Genomic DNA, 22,409 nt, shown 5'->3' with positions numbered 1-22,409 from the left:
GTCGGGCTTGACCTGCGGGGGGCGGAGGGGGCGAGGTGGGGGCCTGCGCCCTTGCCCGGAGATCCGCCCATGTCCGCCAACCCCTACGCCGCCGGCGCCGCCTACGTGGACGGGCGCTACATGCCCGTCGCGCAGGCGGCGATCCCCGTCACCCATTTCGGCTGGCGCCGCTCGGACGTGACCTACGACGTGGTGGGAGTGTGGGAGGGGAGCTTCTTCCGCCTCGACGACCATCTCGAACGCTTCGCGGCCTCGCGCGCCGAGCTGCGCATGAGCCCGGACGAGAGCGACGCGGACCTGCGCGCGATCCTGCACCGGGTGGTGGCGATGTCGGGGCTGCGGGAGGCCTACGTCTCGATGGAGTGCCTGCGCGGCGCGCCTGCGCCCGGCCAGCCGCGCCACCCGGCCTTCGTGCGGCCCTATGTCGTCGCCTTCGCGATCCCCTGGGTGACGCTGGCGCCGCCCGAGATGATGGCGCGGGGGATGCACCTGATGGTCTCCGACACCTGGCGCATCCCGCCCGAGAGCGTGGAGCCGCGGGCCAAGAACTTCCACTGGGGCGACATGACCCGCGCCCAGTTCGAGGCGCTGGAGGTCGAGGCCGACTACGCGGTGCTGCCCGACCGCGAGGGGAACGTGACCGAGGGGCCGGGGTTCAACGTCTTCTCGATCACCGACGGGGTGGTGGCGACGCCGGTGCGCGGCGGGCTCGACGGGATCACCCGGCGCTCGGTGATGGAGCTGTGCGAGGAGCTGGGCCTGCCGCTCGAGGTCCGCGCGATCCCGGTCGAGGAGTTCCGCGCGGCCGACGAGATCTTCACCTGCACCACCGCCGGCGGGATCATGCCGGCGAGCCGGATCGACGGGCGGCGGATGAACAACGACCGGCCGGGCCCGATCTCGATGCGGCTGCACGACCTGTTCTGGGAGAAGCGGGCGCAGGGCTGGCACGCGACGCCGGTGGATTACTCGATGGCGGAGGAGCCGGCCTGAAGCGGCCGCGACGCAGAATCGTCAGGGAGGCCGAGCGGACCGTTCGCGGCCGCAAGGCCTTGCCGCGCTCGGCTGGAGGATGATGCCCGACGGGCGCGTGGGGCGTTCGATGCCCGGAGCGTCGCGCATTGCGCTTCGCGGTCGCGGGACGGGCGGCGCCGGCCCCTGGAGGCCGCACGCCTGATGCCGGAAGCGATGCAGGCCCGGAAGGCAGGGTTCGTGCTCGCAGTTGCAAGGTCAGTGGCCCAGGGCGCATGGCTTCGGTCCAAAGGCGCGAGGCGCAGGACCCTCGGCGCCCGGGCGTGGGATGAATGGCGAGCGACGCATGCCTCCGACCCCCGTCCGCGTCTCCGCCCGAAGCGCCCGAATCTCTCCACGACCGGCGGCGGGAGACGGCGCCCCCGGGCGCTTCGCCGGCCCTGCGCCGCGGGCGCGAGGGAACGGCCGGGCGGAACGTCGGCCGCGGCGCCCCCCCGCGGGGGGCGGGCGGCTCAGTAGATGTAGCGAATGTGGTCCATCCAGAAGCGCTCGATCCGCTGGAGCGTGTCGTTGGCGTCGGGCAGGCGCGCCTGGCCGGCCATGGCGTCGTCGGCGAGGGCGCGGGCGTGGCGGGAGAACAGCTCGGAGACCGTGTCGTGGATGAAGCGGCCGCGGTCGGTCAGGCGGATGCGGACCGAACGGCGATCGACCTCCGAGCGCTCATGGTGGAGGTAGCCCGCCTCGACCAGCTTCTTGAGATTGTAGGAGACGTTGGAGCCCTGGTAGTAGCCCCGCGTCTTCAGCTCGCCCGCCGTCACCTCGGCGTCGCCGATGTTGAACAGGAGCAGCGCCTGGACGGCGTTGATGTCGAGCAGGCCCAGCCGCTCGAACTCGTCCTTCACCACGTCGAGCAGGAGGCGGTGCAGACGCTCCACCTTCGAGAGCAGGTCGAGGTAGCTTTCCTGGTAGGGTGCGGCGTCGACCGCATCCCCCCGAACCGCGCCGCCGGACCCGACGCCCGCCATGGGCTTCGCCGCCTGAGCCGCCTTCGCCATCGCTCGACTCTCCCGATGTGAACCTTCGGGGGGAAATTGAGCGCAAAAGCGAAACACGAGGTTAACGCGGCGGCGCGTGTTCAGGCGGCCGCCCGCCCGCAGCCGGGCCTCAGCCCAGGTCGTGGAAGCGGCGCAGCGCCGCCAGCGCCGGGGCGTGCTCTGCAGGGCCTTCGACGGCGCCGGAGACCCACAGGTAGAGGTCCTGGTCGTTCTCCTCCATCAGCGCCTCGAGCGCATCGAGATCGGCCTCGGTCCGCCCGTCGAGCAGCGCGTCGGCGTAGGGGCCCAGGATCAGGTCCATCTCCTTCATGCCGCGCCGCCAGCCGCGCACCTTCAGGCGGCGCAGGCGGGATTCGCGGTCGGGAGAGACGCCGGCGGCGGGGGCGGTCGGGGTCATCGGGGATCCTCCTCGTTCCAGAGCCAGGCGGCGCCGCGCACGCCGGAGCTGTCGCCGTGCACCGCGCGGCGCACCTCGGTCTCGACCACGTCCGAGAAGACGTAGGGCAGCATCGCCTTGCGGGCGCGTTCGGGCGCGTCGGGCAGGTTCGACAGGCCCCCGCCCAGCACGATCACGTCGGGGTCGACCATGCCCGCCAGCAGCGCCAGCGCCCGGCCCCAGCGGTCGTAGAGACGGGCGAAGGCGGCCTCGGCGTCGGGGTCGCCGGCGGCCTCGAGCTCCACCAGCTCGCGCGCCGAGGGGCCGTCGCCCTCGCCCGCGCCCACGGTGCGGGCGAAGTCGGCCTCGAGCCCCGGGCCGGAGATCCAGACCTCGAGGCAGCCCTGGCGGCCGCACCAGCATTTCGGGCCGGGATGCTCGTCGCCCCGCGCCCAGGGGAGGGGGACGTGGCCCCATTCGCCCGCGATGCCGTTGCGCCCGCCCCAGGGGCGGCGGTCGACCACCAGGCCGCCGCCGACGCCGGTGCCGTTGATCGTGCCGAAGACCACGCGGCCGTCGGCGCCGGCGCCGTCCACCGCCTCGGACAGGGCGAAGCAGTTGGCGTCGTTCTCGATGCGCACGGGGCGGCCGATGGCCTGCGCCAGGTCGCGGTCGAAGGGCTTGCCCAGCAGCCAGGTGGCGTTGCCGTTGCGCACGGTGCCGTCCCGGGGGGACAGCGAGCCGGGAATGCCCACGCCCACCCCCGGCGCGCGCCGGCCGGTCCGCGCCTCGAGCGCTGCGACAAGCTCGGCGATGGCGCGCACGGTGCCGGCGTAGTCGTGGCGCGGCGTGGGGGCGCGAAGGCGGGCCAGCTCGGCGCCCGCGGGGTCGAGCGCGAGGCCCTCGATCTTGGTTCCGCCGAAGTCGATCCCGATGCGCATGCGCGGCCTCCCTGCCCCCCGGAACGCGGCGCCGGGGTCCGGTCGGGGTAGCCGAGGCGCCGCCCGCAGGCAAGGCCGGGCGCGCGGGGCTCCGGCGGGGGACGGGGGCCGTCGCGGCCCCGCCGCGTCTCAGCTCGAGGCGCCGCTCTCGCGGATGCGCTTCTCCAGCCGCCCCAGCCGGTCGAGCAGGCGGCGCTGCGCCACGCGGATCTCGCGCAGCTCGGCCAGCACGCCCTTGATCTCGCCGTCGCCCTCGCCCTCGGGCGTCACGCCGCCCTCGCCCTGGCCGGTCAGCAGCCAGATCATCGAGACGTTGAGGATGCCCGCGATCATCTGCAGCTTGTTGGCCCGGGGTTCGGAGCGGTCCCCCTCCCAGTTCTGGATCGTCGAGAGGCGCACGCCCGCGCGGGAGGCGAGCTGCGCCTGGCTGAACCCCAGCGCCTCGCGCGCGGCGGCGAGGCGGTCGCCGAAGGTGGCGGCCTCGTCGCTGTAATAGTCGTCGTCGGTCATGGTCGTTCCTTCCCTCGGGGCCGGCCGGGAGACTCGGCCCCCTTGGCCCCAATCTGCACCGGACCCAAGGTCGCACCCGCGCCGGCCCCCGACGCCCTGGGGCGCGAAAGCGGCGCAGGGGCGCGGGAGGGGGCGCCCCCTGCCCCGCGATGAGCGATTGGGGGCGGAGCGGCAACGGGTATCGAGATCGCCCACGCCATCGGTCGGCGGCCAATCGCAGGCGCGGAGGCGACGAGCGCGCCGTGGGTCGCGCGGCGGACGGCGATTCTTCCGGGCCGGCCGTCGCCGGACGCGGGGCCGCCGGCCCGCGCCGGTCCGGGCCAAGGGCGGATCTCGGCGGGGCCCGCGGCGACCGACGGGCGCCTTCCGGGCCGCCCTCGGCGCCGCCGCGGCGCCCGGATCGAGGGAAATGCGCCCTGAAACGGCGTTTCCGGCCGGCTTTCGCTTGCCCTGCCGCGCCCGCGGGCCTATCAGACCGACGCCCCAACGAGGGGCGAAATCCAACACCCGGGAGCATCATCATGGCCTTTCTCGCCGACAGCCTCGCCCGCGTGAAGCCCTCCGCCACCATCGCCGTGACCAACAAGGCGCGTGAGCTGAAGGCCGCCGGCAAGGACGTCATCGGCCTCGGCGCCGGCGAGCCTGACTTCGACACGCCGCAGCACATCAAGGACGCCGCCAAGGCCGCCATCGACGCGGGCCAGACCAAGTACACCGCGGTCGACGGTATCCCCGAGCTGAAGCAGGCGATCTGCGAGAAGTTCAAGCGCGAGAACGGCCTGACCTACACCCCCGCGCAGATCACCGTGTCGACCGGCGGCAAGCAGGTGCTCTACAACGCCTTGATGGCGACCCTGAACCCGGGCGACGAGGTGCTGATCCCCGCGCCCTACTGGGTGAGCTATCCCGACATGGTGCTGCTGGCCGGCGGCGAGCCGGTGGCGATCGAGGCGGGCATCGAGACCAACTTCAAGATCACGCCCGAGCAGCTCGAGGCGGCGATCACGCCCAAGACCAAGTGGTTCATCTTCAACTCGCCCTCGAACCCCTCGGGCGCGGGCTACACCGAGGCGGAGCTGAAGGCGCTGACCGACGTGCTGATGAAACATCCGCACGTCTGGGTGATGACCGACGACATGTACGAGCATATCGTCTACCCGCCCTTCGTCTTCGTCTCGCCTGCGCAGGTGGAGCCTGGCCTCTACGACCGCACGCTGACCTGCAACGGCGTCTCGAAGGCCTACGCGATGACCGGCTGGCGGATCGGCTATGCCGGCGGGCCCGAGCCGCTGATCAAGGCGATGGCCAAGATCCAGTCGCAGTCGACCTCGAACCCCTGCTCGATCTCCCAGCACGCGGCGCTGGCCGCGCTGACCGGGCCGCAGGACTACATCGACGAGAGCCGCGTCGCCTTCCAGCGTCGCCGCGACCTGGTGGTCTCGGCCCTGAACCAGTGCGAGGGGATCGAGTGCCCCGAGCCCGAGGGGGCGTTCTACGTCTACCCCTCGGTCGCCGGCTGCATGGGCAAGACCGCGCCGTCGGGCAAGGTTCTGGAGACCGACGAGGACTTCGTGACCGAGCTGCTCGAGACCGAGGGCGTGGCCGTGGTGCAGGGCTCGGCCTTCGGCTCGGGCCCCTGCTTCCGCGCCTCCTACGCCACTTCGGACGAGGCGCTGAAAGAGGCCTGCGACCGCATCCGCCGCTTCTGCGGCGCGCTGAAGTAAGATCGCCGCCGAGACGGTCGGGCGGCGAAGAGCCCCCGACCCCGACCCCGCCGCAGATCGAGGGCGTCCTTCGGGACGCCCTTTTTCATGTCGGACCGGTCCGCTGCGCCCCCCGCCGCCGAATCCTGACGGGAAAACCCTTGATCGGACGAACGGACTCGCCAATAAGTGAACGATCCGTAACGCTTTCATTCTGCGTTCACAATATGAGTTCGTGAGACCCTGCCATGATCCGAACGACACTGTCCCTCGCGCTCGCGGCCGGCGCCGCGTTCGCGCCCATGAAAGCCGCCGCCGTCGCGGTGATCGACGCCGGCGACATCGCCTCGCCCTATACCGAGGACTTCAACTCCGCGCCCGTCGGCACGATCGGCATCAGCGATCCGATCTTCTCGGCGCTGGGGATCGTGTCGATCACCGGAACCCTCGACTCCAGCGACACCTACGACCCCCGGACCTTCTCCAGCCGGGCGCTGACCCTGAACAGCGGAGGCGACATCGTCCTGATCGATCCCGGCGCGTTCGGACTGCTGGCGTCGGTGACGCTGACCTTCGCCGCGCCGATCACGGAGATCGGGATCGGCTGGCATGACCAGGGGGGCACCGTCGCGGCCTCGTTCCTTCTTGGGGCGAACCCGGTCGACAGCTACTCGGGCTCCGATCAGGTTCTGGCCGGCGAAGCGGCCGACCTCGCGCACATCGCGTTCCGCACCACGAACGCGTTCGACACGTTCACCTTCTCGATCGGCGGCAGCGGCTTCGCGCTGGACGACATCACCGTTTCGGGCGTGAGCGCGTCGGTTCCGCTGCCGGCGGCCGCGCCGCTGGTCCTGACCGGGCTGGGCGCGCTGGTCGGCGTGTCGGCGCGGCGGCGCCGCCGCCGGAGCGCCTGACGGCCCGGACGACGAGGCGGGCGGCGGCCCGCCGCTCGACGCAGGACGGAGCGGCCCCCAACGGGCCGCTCCGTTTCGTTTCGGGCCGGGCGGAAACGGAAAACGCCCCCGCGCCGGGCGGGGCGCGGGGGCGTTGGGGATCGTCGGAGGCGGGCGCCCCGGCGCGGAGGCGTCAGACCTGCGCGCCGAACTGGGTGCCGGCCTTGGCGTCCTTCTCGGGCTTGGACCAGTCGCGCTTCACACCCAGCTTCAGCAGGAAGAAGGCGGCGATGAAGATGGACGAGTAGGTGCCCACCACCACGCCCCAGATCATCGCGAAGGTGAAGCCGCGGATCACCTCGCCGCCCAGCGCGTAGAGGGCGACCAGCGCCAGCAGCGTGGTGCCGGAGGTCATCACGGTGCGCGACAGCGTCTCGTTGATCGACAGGTTCAGCACGCCGGCCAGCGGCATCTGCTTGTACTTGCGCAGGTTCTCGCGCACGCGGTCGAAGACGATGACCGTGTCGTTGAGCGAGTAGCCCACGATGGTCAGCAGCGCCGCGATGATCGAGAGGTTGAACTCCAGCCGCACGATCGAGAACACGCCGATGGTCAGCAGCACGTCATGGACCAGCGCGATCACCGCGCCGAGGGCGAACTGCCATTCGAACCGCAGCCAGATGTAGATCAGGATCGCCCCGATCGCGAGGGTCAGCGCCAGCACGCCGTCGAACATCAGCTCGCCCGAGACCTTGGGCCCCACCACCTCGACGCGGCGGAACTCGATCCCCTCGAAGGCGGCGGAGAGGGCGGTCTGGACCTGGCCCACCACCGCCATCTGCGCGTCGCCGTCGCCGGGCTGGGTCTCGACCCGGATCAGGACGTCGTTGGGCTCGCCGAATTCCTGCACCGCCACGTCGCCGAGGCCGAGGCCGCCCGCCACGTTGCGGATCGCGCCGATGTCGGCGGCCTGCTGGGTGCGGGCCTCGATCATCGTGCCGCCGCGGAAGTCGATGCCGAAGTTCAGACCGAGCGCGACCACCAGCACGATCGAGGCGAGGATTCCCGCCACCGACAGGCCCGCGGCCCACTTGCCCAGCGACATGAAGTCGAAGGACGTCTCCTCGGGAACCAGCTTGAGGCGCATCGTTCCCTCCTCAGACCTTGAGCGTCTTGGGCCGCGCCCGGTCGAACCAGGCGGCGACCATCAGGCGGGTGACCAGGATGGCGGAGAACACCGAGGTGACGATGCCGAGGGCGAGCGTCACCGCGAAGCCCTTCACCGGACCCGAGCCCATGAAGAACAGGATCGAGGCGGCGATCAGCGTGGTCACGTTCGCGTCCACGATCGAGGTGAAGGCGCGGGCGTAGCCGGCCTCGATGGCCCTTGCGGGGCCTCGGGCGGTCTTCAGCTCCTCGCGTATGCGCTCGAAGATCAGCACGTTGGCGTCGACCGCCATGCCGATGGTCAGCACGATGCCCGCGATGCCCGGCAGGGTCAGCGTGGCCCCGATCAGCGACAGCAGCGCCATCAGCATCGCCACGTTCAGCACCAGCGCGATGTTGGCGAAGAAGCCGAACAGGCCGTAGCTGACGAACATGAAGATCAGCACCGCCGCGAAGGCGACGAGCACCGCGATCTCGCCCGCGGCGATCGAGTCGGCGCCTAGGTCCGGGCCCACCGTGCGCTGTTCGAGCACGGTGATCTCGGCCGGCAGGGCGCCGGCGCGCAGCAGGATGGCGAGCTGGCTCGCGCTCTCGACCGTGAAGGAGCCGGAGATCTGGCCCGAGCCGCCGGTGATCGCCTCGCGGATGGTGGGGGCGGTGATGACCTCCCCGTCCAGCACCACGGCGAAGGGGCGGCCGACGTTCGCGGCGGTGACGTCGCCGAAGCGGCGGGCGCCGGCGACGTCGAAGCGGAAGTTCACCACCGGCTCGCCCGTGCGGCTGTCGAAGCCGGGTTGGGCGTCGGTCAGCCGGTCGCCGGTGATCAGCGCGCTTTCCTCGAGCAGGTAGTAGACGCCCGGGTTCTCGGCGTCGGGCAGCTTGATCTGGCCCGGCGGCGGGGTCGCGTCGGCGTCCTGGGTGGTGCCCTCGACCATGTGGAAGGTCAGCTTGGCGGTGGTGCCGATGATCGCCAGCACCTCCTCGGCCGAGCCGACGCCGGGGACCTGCACCAGGATGCGGTCGTCGCCCTGGCGCTGGATCGTCGGCTCGCGGGTGCCGGTCTCGTCGATGCGGCGGCGCACGATCTCGAGCGACTGCGCCATGGTGCGGTCGTCGATGGCGGTCTTGGCCTGCTCGGTCAGCTCGGCGGTGACGGCGGCGCCGTCGACCGAGACCGTCAGGTCCGGCCCGCCGCCGCCCAGAAGGCCGGCGTTGACCGGCTGGGCGAGGCCGCGCAGCACCTCGGCCGCGGTCTCGGCCCCGGCCGCGTCGTCGAGGCGGATGGTCAGGGCGTCGGCGCGGTCGCCGGTGCGGCGGAAGGCGCCGACCTCGTCGCGCTTGTCCCGCAGGGCGCGCCGGGCCTCGGGCCACAGCGCGTCCATGCGCTCCTTGTAGACGTCCTCGACATGGACCTCGACCAGCAGGTGGGCGCCGCCGCGCAGGTCGAGCCCGAGGTTGACCAGGTCGGCGGGCGCCCAGGAGGGCCAGGCCGCGGCCTGCTCCTCCAGACCCGGATCGGTCTTCCCGGCCTCGATCGCCGCGCGGGCGTCGTTCGCCTGCTCGACCGTCGAGTAGAAGATGTTGGGCGCCGAGAAGACGACGCCCGCGAGGCAGACGAGGAGAACCAACGCCGCCTTCCAGGTGGGGAACTGGAGCATGCGCCCCTCCGCCTAAGGCCTGCGGGAGATCAGGCGTCCTTGACCGGTTCGGTCTTCGAGACGACCTGGGCGATGGTGCCGCGCACGCAGCGCACCTTCACGCCCTCGGCGATCTCGACCTCGATCTCGTCCTCGCCTTCCTTGACCCGCGTGACCTTGCCCATCAGGCCGCCGGCGGTGATGACGTGATCGCCGCGGCGCAGCGCCTCGAGCATCGCCTTGTGCTCCTTGGCGCGCTTCTGCTGCGGGCGGATCATCAGGAAGTAGAAGATCGCGAAGATCAGGATCAGCGGAACGAAGGAGCCGAAGGCCCCCATGGGATCGCCTGCGGCCGTCTGGGCGTAGGCCGGGGTGATGAACATGCCGCCTCCTCGTGATCTGGCGTGACTTGCTTCTGCGCGGGACCATGTAGGGACGCCGTCCCCGCCCCGCGAGGCCGCGCGGACTATAGCCGCGGGCGGCGCCGATGCAAGGCGGCGAGCCGCGGCATGAACGGACGCGGACCCCGGCCCGGGCGCCGCCGCGTCGCGTCGGGGCCCGGGATGCGGGCGAAACCCGCTTTCGGCCTTGCCTGCAAGGGCGCGGCGCGGCTCGCGTCCTCGTGAACGCAGCAGGGGCGAGGGCGCCTCCCCGCCCTCGCCCCCGCGCTCCTCCCTGCGGCTGCGCGCCGCTGGGCGGAAGCCCGTCCCGCCCCCGGTTCAGTAGGGCAGGCCGACGTAGTTCTGGGCGAGCGCGCGCTGCGCGGCCTCGTTCTCGGCCAGAAAGGCGAAGTCCGCCTGCTGCATGCGCCGGTCGAAGCCCGACTGGTCGGGGAAGCGGTGGAGCAGCGTGGTCATCCACCAGCTGAACCGCTCGGCCTTCCAGACGCGGGCGAGGGCCCGCTCGGAATAGCGCGCGATCCCCTCCGCCTCGCCGTCGGCGTAGAAGGCCGCGAGCCCGTCGAAGAGATAGCGCACGTCGGAAGCGGCGGTGTTCAGCCCCTTGGCCCCGGTCGGGGGCACGATGTGGGCGGCGTCGCCCACCAGGAACAGCCGGCCCCAGCGCATCGGCTCGCACACGAAGGAGCGGAGCGGCGCGAGGCTCTTCTCGATCGAGGGGCCGGTGACCATCGTCTCGGCGACCTCGGCCGGCAGGCGGCGGCGCAGCTCGTCCCAGAAGGCGTCGTCGGACCAGGCCTCGACTTTGTCCGACATCGGCGCCTGAACGTAGTAGCGCGACAGGTTCGCGTTGCGCATCGAGCAGAGCGCGAATCCCCGGTCGGAGGAGGCGTAGATCAGCTCCTCGTGCACCGGCGGGGTTTCGGAGAGGATGCCGAGCCAGCCGAAGGGATAGACCTTTTCGAACTCCCGCCGGGAGGCCTGGGGGATCGTCTCGCGCGAGACGCCGTGGAAGCCGTCGCAGCCGGCGACGAAGTCGCAGTCGATGCGATGCTCGGTTCCGCCCTGCGTGTAGGTCACGAAGGGCGCGTCCGTGTCGGCGTCGTGGATCGTCACGCCCTCGCAGTCGAAGCGCAGGTCCGCGCCCTCCGCCTCGCGCGCCTCGTAGAGGTCGCGGGTCAGCTCGGTCTGGCCGTAGACGAGGACGTGGGCGTCGGCGAGGCGGGCGAAGTCGATGCGCAGCCGCTCCGCGTCGCAGGAGATCACGGCGCCGTCGTGGACGTAGCCCTCGGCCTCCATGCGCGCGCCGACGCCGGCCTCGCGCAGCAGGTCGGCCATCCCGCGCTCCAGCACGCCGGCGCGGATGCGGGAGAGGACGTGGGCGCGCGTCCGCCGCTCGAGCACCACCGAGGCGATCCCCCGCCCCGCCAGCAGCTGCGAGAGCAGGAGACCCGAGGGGCCGCCCCCCACGATGCAGACCTGCGTGCGCAATTGGATCCTCCCCGGCGTCGTCGTTTCCCGCGAAACTAGGCGGCGGGGGCGGCGGCGCGAATGGATTTCCCGGCGCGATGCGGGTACTTTCCGAACATGGCCCGCCCTGCTCCCGCCCCGCCGATCCCCGCCTATGCGCTTTACGGCGAGCACCGGGATTTCCCGGATGTGCTGCATTGCGAAGAGATCTGGGACCGCGCCCATCGCTACGACTGGGTGATCGCGCCGCACCGGCACCCGGCGCTGGACCAGGTGTTTTTCATCACCGACGGCGGGGGCTGGGTGGAGCTGGACGGCGCGCGCCGCCCGCTCGCGCCCCCCTGCGCGATCTGGGCGCCGCGGCGGGTGGTGCACGGGTTCCGCTTCGTCGAGGGCACGCGGGGGCACGTGGTCTCGATCCCCTCGGCCGAGGTCGCGGCGATGGCGGCGGAGGAGCCGGAGCTCGCGGCCTTCGCCCGCGGCGCGCGGGTGCTGGCGGGCTCGGGGGAGCTGCGCGCGGCGGTCGAGGCGCTGCATCGGGAATGGCGCGCGGCGGCGCCCCTGCGCGCGCCGCTGCTGCGGGCGCTGGCCCGCGCGCTGGTCGCGCGGCTCGCCCGGGCGGCGGCGGATGCCGGGCGCGCGCCCGGCGCGGTGGAGGCGCGGATGGAGGCGTTCGAGGCGCTGGCGCGCGAGCGGATGGCGCAGGACTGGAAGGTGGCCGACTACGCCCGCGCGCTGGGCTACTCGGCCACGCATCTGGGGCGTCTGACCCGCGCCCATGCCGGCCAGTCGCCGGCCGCCTTCCTCACCGCCCTGCGGATGCAGGAGGCGCGGCGGCTGCTGGCCTACACGCTGATGGACGTGGCCGAGGTGGGCTATCGGCTGGGCTACGAGGACCCGTCCTATTTCTCCCGCGCCTTCCGACGGGAGACGGGGCTCAGTCCCAGCGATTTCCGCGCGCCGTATCGGGCGGAGGGGTGAGGGGGCGGGGCGGCATGGAGCGTTGAACCGTGCCCGACGGGGTCAGGTCTTCGTCCAGATCTCGTCCTGGCCGCAGAACTCCACCAGGCGGTGGCCGGCGGCCTCCATGATCCGGCGGATCTCGGGGCTGCGGGCGTTGTTCTCGATCGCCCAGACGCGCACCGGGTGGCGCGCGAACGGGAAGACCGAGAGGGCGGCGACCTCTCCGCCCTCGATGTCGAGGGAGACGAAGTCGGGGGTGCGCGGCGCCTCGTCGAGGATCGCGGCGAGGGGGCGGGTGGGGACCTGGCGCAGCACCTCGCGATGGCGCGGATCGGCCCGGACCTGGGAGAGGAGACCGGGGTCGTAGCTGTCGACGAGCCCGCTCATCTGGGTGTAGCCGGCCGCGACCTCGAGGAACTGCGCCTCGCCCTCCTCGGCCGCCACGGCCACGCCCAGGCAGGGGCAGCGGCGCAGGGCGCGGGCGGCGGCGAGCTTGTCGGGCGCGGGCTCGACCAGCAGGCCGGTCCAGCCGCGGCGCTGCTCGAAGAACAGGGTGTTGGAACCGGTGATCCCGTCGTAGCCCCCCACGTCCGCGAAGACGCCCCCGGTCAGGCCGCCCAGGATGCGATCGACGGCACGGTCCTGCCCGGCCTGGCTGGCGTGGCCGGAGTCGGGGACCAGCATCCGCTTGATCTCGTGCAGGCGCTGGTTGAGCAGGCCGCGGCGGCGGCCCCGCTCGGTCCGCAGGGCCTCGAGCAAGCCGGCGCGGGCGGCCAACAGGTCCCGGCGGGCCTGCTCCATGGCGGCGCGGGCGCGGTCCTCGGGCGACGCGGGATTTTGGGGGGCGGGATCGAGGGGGTCGGGATCGGGCATCGGCGGGGCCTCCGGCTGGGCGCCTCTCCGCAATGGCCCGGCGGGGCGCCGGGGCGCAAGCGCGGAGGGGCGGCTCAGGCGTTGCGGATGGTCATGCCGCCGTCGACGGGGATCGCGGCGCCGGTGATGTAGCCGGCGGCGGGCAGGCACAGCGACAGGGTGGCGTGGGCGACCTCCTCGGGCTCGGCGTAGCGGCGCAGGGGCACGCGGCGGCGCACGAAGATCGCCTTGTGCTCCTCGGGGATCGCCTCGGTGATCGCGGTGCGCACGGGGCCGGGGCAGACCGCGTTCACCGTGATCCCCTCGGGGCCGAGGTCCACCGCCAGCGCCCGCGTCAGGCCGATGACGCCGTGCTTGGCGGCGGTGTAGGGCGAGTGGCGGGGCGAGGCGCCCAGCCCGTCGGTCGAGGAGATGTTGACGATCCGCGCGCAGTCGGAGCGGCGCAGCAGCGGCAGCGCCGCCCGGATCAGCCGCTGGTGGGCGGTCAGCATCACCTCGAGCGTGCGCGACCAGACCCGGTCGTAGTCCTCGGCGTCGAGGGCCGAGGTCTCGAGGAAGCCCGCGTTGTTGATCAGCATGTCGAGCCCGCCGAAGCGCGCCTCGACCGTGGCCATCGCCGCGCGGCCGGCCTCGGCGTCGGCCACGTCGAAGGCCAGCGGCAGGACCTCGCCGATGGACGGATCCCCGGCGCGGGCGGCGTCGATCTCGGCGGCGACGGCCTGGACGGAGGCGTCGTGGAGGTCGGCGGCGACGACGCGGGCGCCCTCGCGGGCGAAGAGATGGGCGGTGGCCCGCCCCATGCCCGAGCCCGCCCCGGTGACGAAGGCGACGCGCCCGGCGACGGAGCGGGAGAAGGGTCGATAGGCGGACATGGCGGCTCCGATGCGGCCCCGGATCGGGGCGGGGCGGGATCGGAAAGGCGCAGGCGACGGCCCCGCGCGGCGGCGCGGACTCGCTCCTCCCCGGCCGGGCGCCCTGTGTCCGGGGCCTCGGCGCGCGCAGCCTAGGCGCGGCGAGAGCCGGGGGCAACGCGGGACGGGAGGGCCGGCGAGGCGGAAGCGGCGGACGACCGGCCCGGCCGGCGGCGCCGGGGCGCGGAGAGCGGCGGTGGAGGCGCGAGCGGCCCGCTCAGGCCCCCTGCCCGTCCCCCATCCCGTGACGGGCCATGCGGCGGTAGAGCGTCATGCGCGAGCAGTTCAGCGCCCGCGCCGCGGCGGCCTTGTTGCCGCCCGCGCGGCGCAGGGCGTCGGCGAGGGCGAGGCGCTCGTCCTCCGCGGCCTCCTGCCCCCAGCCGCCGGCGCCCTCGCCGACCCAGCCGGGCGGGCGCAGGCCGGGGGGGAGGTCCGCGAGGCGGATCTCGCGCCCCTCCCGCCCGATGGCCGCGACCTCGAGCGCGTTGCGCAGCTCGCGCGCGTTGCCGGGCCAGTCGTGGGCGACCAGCGCCGCCGCGGCGGGCTCGGAAAGGCGCGCCGGCCGGGCCATGCGCGACAGCAGCAGGCGGGCGAGCGGCGCCACATCCTCGCGCCGCTCGCGCAGCGGGGGCACGCGGATGCGGGCCACGGCGAGGCGGTAGAAGAGATCCTCGCGGAAGCGCCCCGCGGCGACCTCGGCGGCGAGGTCACGGTTGGTCGCGGCGATCACGCGCGCATCGAACCGGGCGGCGACGCGGGCGCCCAGGGCGTGCACCTCCCGCGTCTCGATCGCGCGCAGCAGCTTGGCCTGCGCGGCGGCCGAGAGGTCGCCCACCTCGTCGAGGAACAGCGTCCCCCCGTCGGCGAGGCGCATCTTGCCCGGATGGTCGCGCACCGCACCCGAGAAGGCGCCGCGGACATGGCCGAAGAGCTCCCCCTCCACCAGCTCGTCGGGGATGGCGGCGCAGTTCAGCGCCACCAGCGGCCCGTTCGCGCGGCGCGAGCAGCGGTGCAGCATCAGGGCGGCGCATTCCTTGCCCGCCCCGGTCTCCCCGGCGATCAGGGCCGTGGCCTCGCTGGCCGCGACCCGGCGCAGGAAGGCGCGCAGCTCGGCGATGGCGCGGCTGGCGCCGACCAGGCCGCAGCGCAGCGCCTCGGCGTCGGGGGCGGCCTCGTCGGCCGGAGCGGCCCCGCGCATCTCGCTGAGATGATGGGCGACCCGCGCGGCGAGGTCCGCGTCGCCGCCCGAGAGCGACACGAAATCGTCCGCGCCCGCGCGCAGGGCCTGGATGGCGGCGTCCTGGCCGCGGTCGGCGGCGGCCACGATCAGGCGGGCGCCCGGACAGGCGGCGCGCAGGCGGGCGAGCGCCCCCGCCTCGGCCGGTCCGACGCAGATCACGAGGGCGGCGCGCGGATCGGGCCGGTCCGGCGCGTCGGCGGCCGCGCGGATCGGCGCGCAGCGCAGGCCGAGCTCCCGGCCCAGCGCCTCGAGCCGGGCGCGGCGCCGATCGTCGGGATCCACCAGGACCAGCCGCGGGCGATGTGCCGGCGACGTCATCAATCCCCTCCCCGTGCGGCGTCAGGCGCGCCGCATCTCCAATCTCGCCCCCCTCTCGGGCGTGCCCGACGCAAACGGGCGGCGGGCACTCTGGCCGCCCTTGCGTAAACCGGCTGTGAACTTGGGCGTCAGAATTATGAAGACGCCTCCATCTGCGTAAGCTTTCCTTAATCCGGTTTCATCGCCTAACATATTCAATCCGATTCGTTGAATTCGTCGATGCATTCACCTCACTTTAAGAAAATGTCTTCTAATTTTTAGACTCGGGACATCCGTCTCGTTTCGATGCAGCGACGCAGGGGAGCTTCCGCATGCCCGACGACGCGACGCCCCTCGCCTTCGCCGGCGAGGCCGAGCCCATCACCGACGACCGCCCCTACATCGAGGCCGCCGAGGCGCTGGGATGCGAGCTGGCCGCGGTGAAGGCGGTGGCCGAGGTCGAATCCCGCGGCGCCGCCTTCCTGCCCGACGGCCGGCCGCCGATCCTGTTCGAGCGCCACATCTTCTCCCGCACCACCCGCAACGTGCACGACGCCAAGCATTCCGGCGTCTCGAACCCCTCGCCCGGGGGCTATTCTGGCGGGACGGCCGAATACGACCGGCTGGCGGAGGCCATCGCGCTCGACCGCGCGGCGGCGCTGGAGTCGGCCTCCTGGGGCAAGTTCCAGATCATGGGCTTCAACGCCTCGACCTGCGGCTTCCGCACGGTGGAGGACTTCGTCGAGGCGATGTGCGCCTCCGAGGAGGCGCAGCTCGACGCCTTCGTGGCCTTCGTGAAGCGCAACGGGCTCGACCGCGCGCTGCGGGCGCGCGACTGGGCGGGCTTCGCGCGGGGCTACAACGGGCCCTCGTTCAAGAAGAACCGCTATGACGAGAAGATGGCCGCCGCCTACCGCAAGTTCTCGACCGTCGAGGGGACCGGCTTCCGGGTCGAGACGGTGCGCGACCTCCAGGTGGCGCTGAACTTCCTGGGCGCGGACGCGGGCGACGCCGACGGGCTGATGGGCCCCAAGACCGCCGCCGCCATCCGTCGCTTCCAGGGCGAGTGCCGGCTGGCCGAGACGGGCCAGCCATCCCCCCCGCTGATGCAGGCGGTGCAGGCCGTCTACTACGCGCTGGGCGGCAAGGAGGCGCGCGGCGTCGTCTGACGTCCGCGCGCCCCGCCCCTTTCCGATCGCTTCCAGGAGGCGCAGATGCTGCCCGCCGTCCTTCCGCTGCTGACCTCGCTGGCCCCGGTGCTGGCCAAGCTCGTCTCCGGCTCCGACCGGGCGGAGGCGGTCACCAAGACCGTCTCCGCCGCCGTCGAGCGGGTGGCCGGCATCGCCCCCGACACGCCCGAGAAGGTCGAGAAGGTGCGCGCCCTGATCGACCAGAACCCCGAGATGTTCGTGAAGCTGCGCACCGAGCTGCAGGCGATCGAGCAGGCCGAGCTCGAGGCCTATCTCGCCGACCGCAAGGACGCGCGCGCCCGGGACCTGGAGCTGCACCGGCTGGGCGACGGCAACCTGCGCGCCAACATCATGCTGGGCATGGCCTTCGGGGCGATCGTGGTGATCACCGGCGCGCTGGTCCTGCTGAACACCTTCGGCGAGAAGAGCGAGTTCACCGGCGCGATCTTCGGCTTCCTGACCGGCATCGGCGGGATGTTCGCGCGCAACGTCGGCTCGGCCTTCGACTTCGAGTTCGGAAGCTCCCGCGGGTCGCAGAAGAAGAGCGAGCAGCTCCAGACCATGACCGACCGGATGCAGACCCTGCAGGGCCAGACCGCGCAGGGCGTGGTCTCGGGCGTGGTCGGGGGCATGGCCAAGGCCGCGCCCGAGGCGATCGAGGCGGTGCGCGAGGCGTTCGAGGACGACGACGACGACCTCAACCGCAAGAGCCTGAGCGCCTTCCGCAAGCGCATGGGCGGCGCCGCCGCCCTGCCCGCCGCCGGCTGAGCGGGACGCGGATCGGCTCGCCCCGCAAGGTTGGGCGGACCGGCCGCCACGGAGGCTCCGCGCATCGGAGCGTTCGTTGAAGTCGCATCGGCGGAAGCGCCTGCACGTCCCGCAGCGATTGACATTCATGTTTACGAATTTATATATGCGATATCGAACAGGCGGCCCCGCGGGGTCCGGCGACGGTCGCCGGAGCGGGCGGGCGGGCCGCCGCGGATTGCGGAGGACGCGCCGATGACCCTCGATCGCTACATGCTGGCTTTCGCCGGCTTCATGGTTCTGCTGTCGGTGGCGCTGACCCAGCTGGTCTCGCCGCACTTCATGTGGCTGACCGTCTTCGTCGGCGCGAACCTGTTCCAGTCGGCCTTCACCGGCTTCTGCCCCGCCGCCATCGTGATGCGCCGCCTGGGCGCGAAGCCCGGCCCGGCCTTCTGAACCCCCGCGCCGCGCGCCGGGTCGATCCCGGCCCGGGCGTCGGAAGACCCGTGGACGAACTGAAAACGGCGGGCGCCTGCGCCCGCCGTTTCGTCGTTCCGGTCCCGGCCTCCGGTCGGATCAGCCCATCCGGTAGTTCGGGCTCTCCCGCGTGATCTGCACGTCGTGGACGTGGCTCTCGCGCAGGCCGGCGCCGGTGATGCGCACGAAATTGCAGTTCTTGCGCATCTCGTCGATGGTCCGGTTGCCGGTGTAGCCCATCGCCGCCCGCAGGCCGCCGGCGAGCTGGTGGAGCACCGCGTTGGCGGAGCCCTTGTAGGGCACCCGGCCCTCGATCCCCTCGGGGACCAGCTTCTCGGCCGAGACCTCCTTCTGGAAGTAGCGGTCGGCCGAGCCGCGGGCCATCGCCCCGACCGAGCCCATGCCGCGGTATTCCTTGTAAGAGCGCCCCTCCCACAGGACCACCTCGCCAGGGGATTCGTCGGTGCCGGCGAGCGCCGAGCCCACCATCGCGCAATGCGCGCCCGCGGCGATCGCCTTGGCGAGGTCGCCGGAGAACTTGATGCCGCCGTCGGCGATGGCGACGGCCCCGTGGCGGTCGGCCTCCTCGGCGCAGTCCATCACCGCGGTCAGCTGCGGCACGCCCACGCCCGCCACGATGCGCGTGGTGCAGATCGAGCCCGGCCCGATCCCCACCTTCACCGCGTCCGCGCCCGCGTCGATCAGCGCGCGCGTCGCCTGCGCGGTCGCGACGTTGCCCGCCACCACCTGCACCGCGTTCGAAAGCTTCTTGATCCGCGTCACCGCCTCGCCGACCGAGGCCGAGTGGCCGTGCGCGGTGTCGATCACGATCAGGTCGACGTGGGCGTCGATCAGCGCCTCGGAGCGCGCGAAGCCCGCGTCGCCGACCGTGGTCGCCGCCGCCACCCGCAGGCGGCCCAGCGGGTCCTTGCAGGCGCGGGGGTGGACGACCGCCTTCTCGAGGTCCTTGAGGGTCATCATGCCCGACAGGCGCCCCTCGGCGTTGACCACCAGCAGCTTCTCGATCCGCCGCTCGTGCATCATGCGGCGGCCCTGCTCGGCGTCCACCGGCTCGCGCGCGACGGCGAGCTTCTCCTCCGGGGTCATCATCACCCGTACCGGGGTCGCCTCGTCCTCGACGAAGCGCATGTCGCGGTTGGTGAGGATGCCGACCGGGCGGCCGCGGTCGTCGACCACGGGGAAGCCGGTGATCTTGAAGCTGGCCTGCATCTGGCGCGCGTCGGCCAGCGTCTGGTCGGGGCGCAGGGTGATGGGGTTGTAGACGATCCCGCTCTCGAACCGCTTCACCCGGCGCACCTGGTCGGCCTGGGTCTGGATGTCGAGGTTGCGGTGGATCACGCCCAGGCCCCCGGCCTGGGCCATGGCGATGGCCATCTCGGCTTCCGTCACCGTGTCCATCGCCGAGGACAGCAGCGGCAGGTTCAGCTCGATCTCGCGGGTGACGCGGGTGCGCAGGTCGGCGGCGGCGGGCAGCACCTCGGAGGGGCCCGGAACCAGCAGCACGTCGTCGAAAGTATATGCCTCGCGAATCTCCATGGGAGCCTCCTGCCCGGGACCTCGGTTGGCGCTTCCCTCTGTCACCTTTGCGGGGGAAAGGAAAGCGGCGCGGACGCCGCGGGCCGGGCGTGGTAGAATGCGCCCCCGCCGTGCCGCATCCGACCAGGGAGGACGCCATGCAGGACACGCCCCTTTTCACCGAGATCGTCGCCTTCGCCATCCCCGAAGGCATGAGCCGCGAGCAGGTGCTGGAGGCCTACGCCGCCTCGGCCCCGATCTGGCGGGAGCATCCCGACCTGATCCGCAAGAACTACCTGCTCGACCTCGAGACGCGCCGCGGCGGCGGCGTCTACCTGTGGCGCTCGCGCGAGGCGGCGGCGGAGGCGCACGGCCCCGCCTTCCGCGCCCGCATCGGCGCGGCCTTCGGGGCCGAGCCCGCGATCTCGATCTTCGAGACGCCGCTGATCGTGGACAACGCCCCCGTGCCCGCCTGACGCATGGGGGAGCTGCCGGCGTATCCGCGCCCCGAGGTCCTGCCCCTCGACGCCGACTGCCGCGGGCGGCTGGAGGCCGCGCGCGCCTGGCTGCTGGACCACTACGCCGACGACGCCGTGTCCCGCTGGGCGCCGCTGGAGAACAAGCTCGACCTGCTGGCGACGATCCTGGAGGAGGGCCGGGTGGAGGCGGACGAGACCTGGAAGCTGCAGGCGATGGGAATCGGCCTGGGCGACGCGCTGGTCCAGGCGCTGGGGCTGGAATGGGCGACGGTCGAGGACGCCTACGGCAGCGATCCCGCGCTGATCAGGCCCGGCCTGTCGCTGGTCGTGCATCCGCCCACGATGATCTCCAAGCGCATCGAGCGGGGCGAGACCGTGGACGTCCACGTCCTCTTCGCGCGCGTCCTCGACGACCTGGAGCGCGTCATCGCCGATCCGCGGACGGCCTGATGGGGCGGAAGCGCCGCCCGGCTCAGGCGACGCGCGCCCCGGCCCCCGCCCGGCGGAGGGGGCCGGCGACGCTCAGGCCCGGCGGCGGCGGGCGACGAGACCCAGCGCGCCGAGGCCCATCAGCGCCAGGCCCGCGGCGCCGGGCAGCGGAACCGCGACGGGGCCGTCGGACAGCACCACGTCGAAGCTGTAGGCGCCCAGCGGGTTCAGCGGCGGATCGCCCGGCGGCGGCTGGAGATCGGTGTCGACGACCCCGAGGAAATAGGTCCCCGGCCCGACCAGCACGTTCAGGAACGCGACCGAGCCCGGGCCGCTGCCGACGAAGAAGCAGTCGTTGCAGTAGGCCAAGGACTCCGAGTCGTCCCCGAAGCCGATGTCGAAGGCGTCGAAGGTCGCGTCCAGGGTGAGGTCGGGCGAGAGGTTCAGCACCGAGACGTATTTCGGCGCGGCCAGCACGAAGCTGTAGAGGTCGTTGTCCGCCTCCGTCAGCGTGCCCGAGATGCCGGTCAGCGTCGTGGCGTCGACCGCCTGCGCCGTTCCGAAACTGTCGCCCGCGTCGCCGATCTCGGCGTGGACCAGGGCGTGCGCCTCGCCCGCCGCGGCGAGCAGGCCCGCCGTCAGCGCGGCGGCGGCCGCAATCGAAGTCGCGATGTTCATCTCAAATCCCCCAGGACGCCCTTACGTAGCGTACAGTGTCGCTTCGCGACGGCGCGCGCAAGGATTCACTGGGAGACCGCGTCCGAACGGCGGCGCCCGCCCGCCCCGGTCGGGGGCGGGCGGGCGGGGGGATCAGCCGCCCATGCGCTTGGGCGCGCCGGAGGCCATGTCGGTGCCGATGTAGGGGAGCTTCGCGGCCTTCCAGGCGCCGAAGCCGCCCTCCATGTGGGCCATGCGCGCGATCCCCGCCTGGGCGGCGACGCCCGCCATCTTCGCCGAGCGCATGCCCGAGCCGCAGTGCAGCACCACCCGCTTCGAGCCGTCCACCGGCAGCGAGGCGGGGGCGAAGAAGGCCATGGGCATCAGCAGCGCGCCCTCGATGTGCTCGAACATGTATTCCTGGGGCGTGCGCACGTCGATCAGCACGATCTCGCCGGCCTTCAGGGCGGCGGCGACCTCCTCGGGGGTCCAGTGCTCCAGCACGCCGGCGTCGGTGGTCTCCTCGCGCATGGCGATCTCCTCGGGATTCGGATTCGGGGGCGGGGTTCGGGATCAGAAACGGTCGGCCGGGATCTTGAAGTAGCTCCGGCCGTCGGATTCGGCGGGCGGAAGCCGGCCGCCGCGCAGGTTGACCTGCAGGGCGAACAGCATCCGGTCGGGCAGCTCCAGCGTGGCGTCGCGCGCCTCGCGCAGCTTCACGTAGTCGGCCCTGGTCTTACCCGCGAGATGCGGGTTGGACGATTTCTGCTCGGCCACGGTGGATTCCCACGCCGGCCCCTCGCGCCCCTCGGCCCCGTAGTCGTGGCCGATGAACAGGCGCGTCGCGTCGGGCAGCGCCAGGATCGCCTGGATCGAGTCCCACAGCGTCCCGGCCGAGCCGCCGGGGAAATCCGCGCGCGAGGTGCCCACGTCCGGCTGCATCAGCGTGTCGTGCACGAAGGCCGCGTCCGAGCCCACCACGTAGGTGATCGAGCCCAGCGTGTGCCCGGGGCTGAGCATCACCGAGACCGGCAGCCGGCCGATCGCGAAGCTCTCGCCATCGGCGAACAGGCGGTCGAAGTCCCGGTCGGGATCGAAGGCGCCAGGGGCGTGGTAGAGCTCTTCCCACAGCTTCGCGATCTCGCGCACCTTCTCGCCGATGGCGGTGGGGGCGCCGATGCGTTCCTTCAGCAGGGCCGAGGCCATCAGATGGTCGGCGTGGGGGTGGGTGTCGAGGATCCACTCCACCGTCAGCCCCTCGCGCGCCACCAGCTCCAGCACCGTCTCGACGGCGTCGTCGCGGATGCGGGCGGCGGCGGGGTCGAAGTCGCGCACCACGTCGATCAGCGCGGCCTTCCGGGTCTCGGGGTCCGCCACGACGTACTGGCACGAGCCGCTGGCGGCGTCGTAGACGCCCCAGACGTCCGGCGACCCGGGGCCGCTGGACGGGCTGCGTCGGATCTCGGTCATGCTCGCCTCCTTAATATC

At 72.6% G+C, this 22,409-nt stretch carries 24 protein-coding genes; 9 read left to right on the top strand and 15 right to left on the bottom strand.

Annotated features, from left to right (window positions below; translation table 11 throughout):
* The first annotated feature begins 69 nt into the window (after nt 1–69).
* Nucleotides 70–993: an aminotransferase class IV gene (locus P2H44_RS08665; protein ID WP_275763109.1), complete on the top strand. Its 924-nt coding sequence runs from the start codon at nt 70–72 to the stop codon at nt 991–993.
* Between the two features lie 491 nt (nt 994–1,484).
* On the opposite strand, the gene P2H44_RS08660 is transcribed toward P2H44_RS08665, so the two are convergent.
* The 4 genes from P2H44_RS08660 to P2H44_RS08645 form a co-directional block, all read right to left on the bottom strand.
* Nucleotides 1,485–1,997: a MarR family winged helix-turn-helix transcriptional regulator gene (locus P2H44_RS08660; RefSeq protein ID WP_462976285.1), complete on the bottom strand. Its 513-nt coding sequence runs from the start codon at nt 1,995–1,997 to the stop codon at nt 1,485–1,487.
* Nucleotides 1,998–2,136: 139 nt separating this feature from the next.
* Nucleotides 2,137–2,424, bottom strand: a complete 288-nt coding sequence (locus P2H44_RS08655) for an FAD assembly factor SdhE (protein WP_275763107.1) — start codon at nt 2,422–2,424, stop codon at nt 2,137–2,139.
* Nucleotides 2,421–3,344, bottom strand: a complete 924-nt coding sequence (locus tag P2H44_RS08650; RefSeq protein WP_275763106.1) for an ROK family protein — start codon at nt 3,342–3,344, stop codon at nt 2,421–2,423. The genes P2H44_RS08655 and P2H44_RS08650 overlap by 4 nt, the downstream gene beginning before the upstream one ends.
* A gap of 129 nt (nt 3,345–3,473) precedes the next feature.
* Nucleotides 3,474–3,854, bottom strand: coding sequence for a helix-turn-helix domain-containing protein (locus tag P2H44_RS08645; RefSeq protein ID WP_275763105.1), 381 nt, complete (start codon nt 3,852–3,854; stop codon nt 3,474–3,476).
* A 521-nt stretch (nt 3,855–4,375) separates the two neighbouring features.
* Here P2H44_RS08645 and P2H44_RS08640 point away from each other — a divergent pair.
* Both P2H44_RS08640 and P2H44_RS08635 read left to right on the top strand, forming a co-directional pair.
* The gene (locus P2H44_RS08640) at nt 4,376–5,578 is read left to right on the top strand and encodes a pyridoxal phosphate-dependent aminotransferase (RefSeq protein ID WP_275763104.1); all 1,203 of its coding nucleotides are present in this window, start codon (nt 4,376–4,378) and stop codon (nt 5,576–5,578) included.
* A gap of 281 nt (nt 5,579–5,859) precedes the next feature.
* Entirely contained in the window at nt 5,860–6,471 is a 612-nt protein-coding gene (locus tag P2H44_RS08635; protein WP_275763103.1) for a VPLPA-CTERM sorting domain-containing protein, read from the top strand.
* A 172-nt stretch (nt 6,472–6,643) separates the two neighbouring features.
* Here the strand turns inward: P2H44_RS08635 and secF are convergent, their stop codons facing one another.
* The 4 genes from secF to pobA all read right to left on the bottom strand — a co-directional run bounded on the left by secF (nt 6,644) and on the right by pobA (nt 11,143).
* The gene (gene secF / locus P2H44_RS08630) at nt 6,644–7,597 is read right to left on the bottom strand and encodes a protein translocase subunit SecF (protein ID WP_275763102.1); all 954 of its coding nucleotides are present in this window, start codon (nt 7,595–7,597) and stop codon (nt 6,644–6,646) included.
* A 10-nt stretch (nt 7,598–7,607) separates the two neighbouring features.
* A complete protein-coding gene (gene secD / locus P2H44_RS08625) occupies nt 7,608–9,275 on the bottom strand; it encodes a protein translocase subunit SecD (RefSeq protein ID WP_275763101.1) in 1,668 nt (555 codons plus the stop codon).
* Between the two features lie 29 nt (nt 9,276–9,304).
* Nucleotides 9,305–9,637: a preprotein translocase subunit YajC gene (gene yajC, locus P2H44_RS08620; RefSeq protein ID WP_275763100.1), complete on the bottom strand. Its 333-nt coding sequence runs from the start codon at nt 9,635–9,637 to the stop codon at nt 9,305–9,307.
* Nucleotides 9,638–9,973: 336 nt separating this feature from the next.
* Nucleotides 9,974–11,143: a 4-hydroxybenzoate 3-monooxygenase gene (gene pobA, locus P2H44_RS08615; protein ID WP_275763099.1), complete on the bottom strand. Its 1,170-nt coding sequence runs from the start codon at nt 11,141–11,143 to the stop codon at nt 9,974–9,976.
* A gap of 96 nt (nt 11,144–11,239) precedes the next feature.
* Between pobA and P2H44_RS08610 the strand changes: the two genes are divergently transcribed.
* A complete protein-coding gene (locus P2H44_RS08610) occupies nt 11,240–12,103 on the top strand; it encodes a helix-turn-helix domain-containing protein (RefSeq protein WP_275763098.1) in 864 nt (287 codons plus the stop codon).
* Nucleotides 12,104–12,145: 42 nt separating this feature from the next.
* Here P2H44_RS08610 and P2H44_RS08605 read toward each other — a convergent pair whose 3' ends face one another.
* From P2H44_RS08605 to P2H44_RS08595, 3 genes are all read right to left on the bottom strand, one after another.
* Complete coding sequence (locus P2H44_RS08605) at nt 12,146–12,958, bottom strand: FkbM family methyltransferase (protein ID WP_275763097.1); 813 nt, start codon at nt 12,956–12,958, stop codon at nt 12,146–12,148.
* Between the two features lie 74 nt (nt 12,959–13,032).
* The gene (locus P2H44_RS08600) at nt 13,033–13,830 is read right to left on the bottom strand and encodes an SDR family NAD(P)-dependent oxidoreductase (protein WP_275763096.1); all 798 of its coding nucleotides are present in this window, start codon (nt 13,828–13,830) and stop codon (nt 13,033–13,035) included.
* A gap of 256 nt (nt 13,831–14,086) precedes the next feature.
* Nucleotides 14,087–15,427 (bottom strand): sigma-54 interaction domain-containing protein, encoded by a 1,341-nt coding sequence (locus P2H44_RS08595; protein WP_275763095.1) that lies wholly within the window; start codon nt 15,425–15,427, stop codon nt 14,087–14,089.
* A 311-nt stretch (nt 15,428–15,738) separates the two neighbouring features.
* On the opposite strand from P2H44_RS08595, the gene P2H44_RS08590 reads away from it, so the two are divergent.
* The 3 genes from P2H44_RS08590 to P2H44_RS08580 all read left to right on the top strand — a co-directional run bounded on the left by P2H44_RS08590 (nt 15,739) and on the right by P2H44_RS08580 (nt 17,799).
* Complete coding sequence (locus P2H44_RS08590; RefSeq protein ID WP_275763094.1) at nt 15,739–16,575, top strand: N-acetylmuramidase domain-containing protein; 837 nt, start codon at nt 15,739–15,741, stop codon at nt 16,573–16,575.
* A 45-nt stretch (nt 16,576–16,620) separates the two neighbouring features.
* Complete coding sequence (locus tag P2H44_RS08585) at nt 16,621–17,364, top strand: hypothetical protein (RefSeq protein ID WP_275763093.1); 744 nt, start codon at nt 16,621–16,623, stop codon at nt 17,362–17,364.
* Nucleotides 17,365–17,598: 234 nt separating this feature from the next.
* The gene (locus P2H44_RS08580) at nt 17,599–17,799 is read left to right on the top strand and encodes a YgaP family membrane protein (RefSeq protein WP_275763092.1); all 201 of its coding nucleotides are present in this window, start codon (nt 17,599–17,601) and stop codon (nt 17,797–17,799) included.
* A gap of 120 nt (nt 17,800–17,919) precedes the next feature.
* On the opposite strand, the gene guaB is transcribed toward P2H44_RS08580, so the two are convergent.
* Nucleotides 17,920–19,377, bottom strand: a complete 1,458-nt coding sequence (gene guaB / locus P2H44_RS08575) for an IMP dehydrogenase (protein ID WP_275763091.1) — start codon at nt 19,375–19,377, stop codon at nt 17,920–17,922.
* Nucleotides 19,378–19,514: 137 nt separating this feature from the next.
* Between guaB and P2H44_RS08570 the strand changes: the two genes are divergently transcribed.
* A complete protein-coding gene (locus P2H44_RS08570; protein ID WP_275763090.1) occupies nt 19,515–19,832 on the top strand; it encodes a hypothetical protein in 318 nt (105 codons plus the stop codon).
* Nucleotides 19,833–19,835: 3 nt separating this feature from the next.
* Nucleotides 19,836–20,285: a DUF3806 domain-containing protein gene (locus tag P2H44_RS08565; RefSeq protein ID WP_275763089.1), complete on the top strand. Its 450-nt coding sequence runs from the start codon at nt 19,836–19,838 to the stop codon at nt 20,283–20,285.
* Between the two features lie 72 nt (nt 20,286–20,357).
* On the opposite strand, the gene P2H44_RS08560 is transcribed toward P2H44_RS08565, so the two are convergent.
* The 3 genes from P2H44_RS08560 to P2H44_RS08550 form a co-directional block, all read right to left on the bottom strand.
* Entirely contained in the window at nt 20,358–20,942 is a 585-nt protein-coding gene (locus P2H44_RS08560; RefSeq protein ID WP_275763088.1) for a PEP-CTERM sorting domain-containing protein, read from the bottom strand.
* A 132-nt stretch (nt 20,943–21,074) separates the two neighbouring features.
* Nucleotides 21,075–21,452 carry a rhodanese-like domain-containing protein gene (locus P2H44_RS08555; RefSeq protein ID WP_275763087.1) on the bottom strand — a complete coding sequence of 126 codons (378 nt, stop codon included), beginning with the start codon at nt 21,450–21,452 and terminating at the stop codon, nt 21,075–21,077.
* A gap of 42 nt (nt 21,453–21,494) precedes the next feature.
* Complete coding sequence (locus P2H44_RS08550) at nt 21,495–22,391, bottom strand: MBL fold metallo-hydrolase (protein ID WP_275763086.1); 897 nt, start codon at nt 22,389–22,391, stop codon at nt 21,495–21,497.
* Between the last annotated feature and the right edge of the window lie 18 nt (nt 22,392–22,409).

Source organism: Albimonas marina, from assembly GCF_029223255.1.
GTDB lineage: Bacteria > Pseudomonadota > Alphaproteobacteria > Rhodobacterales > Rhodobacteraceae > Albimonas.
Note: the sequence above shows the minus strand (reverse complement) of the source record. Positions and strands in the feature narration are given on the sequence as shown.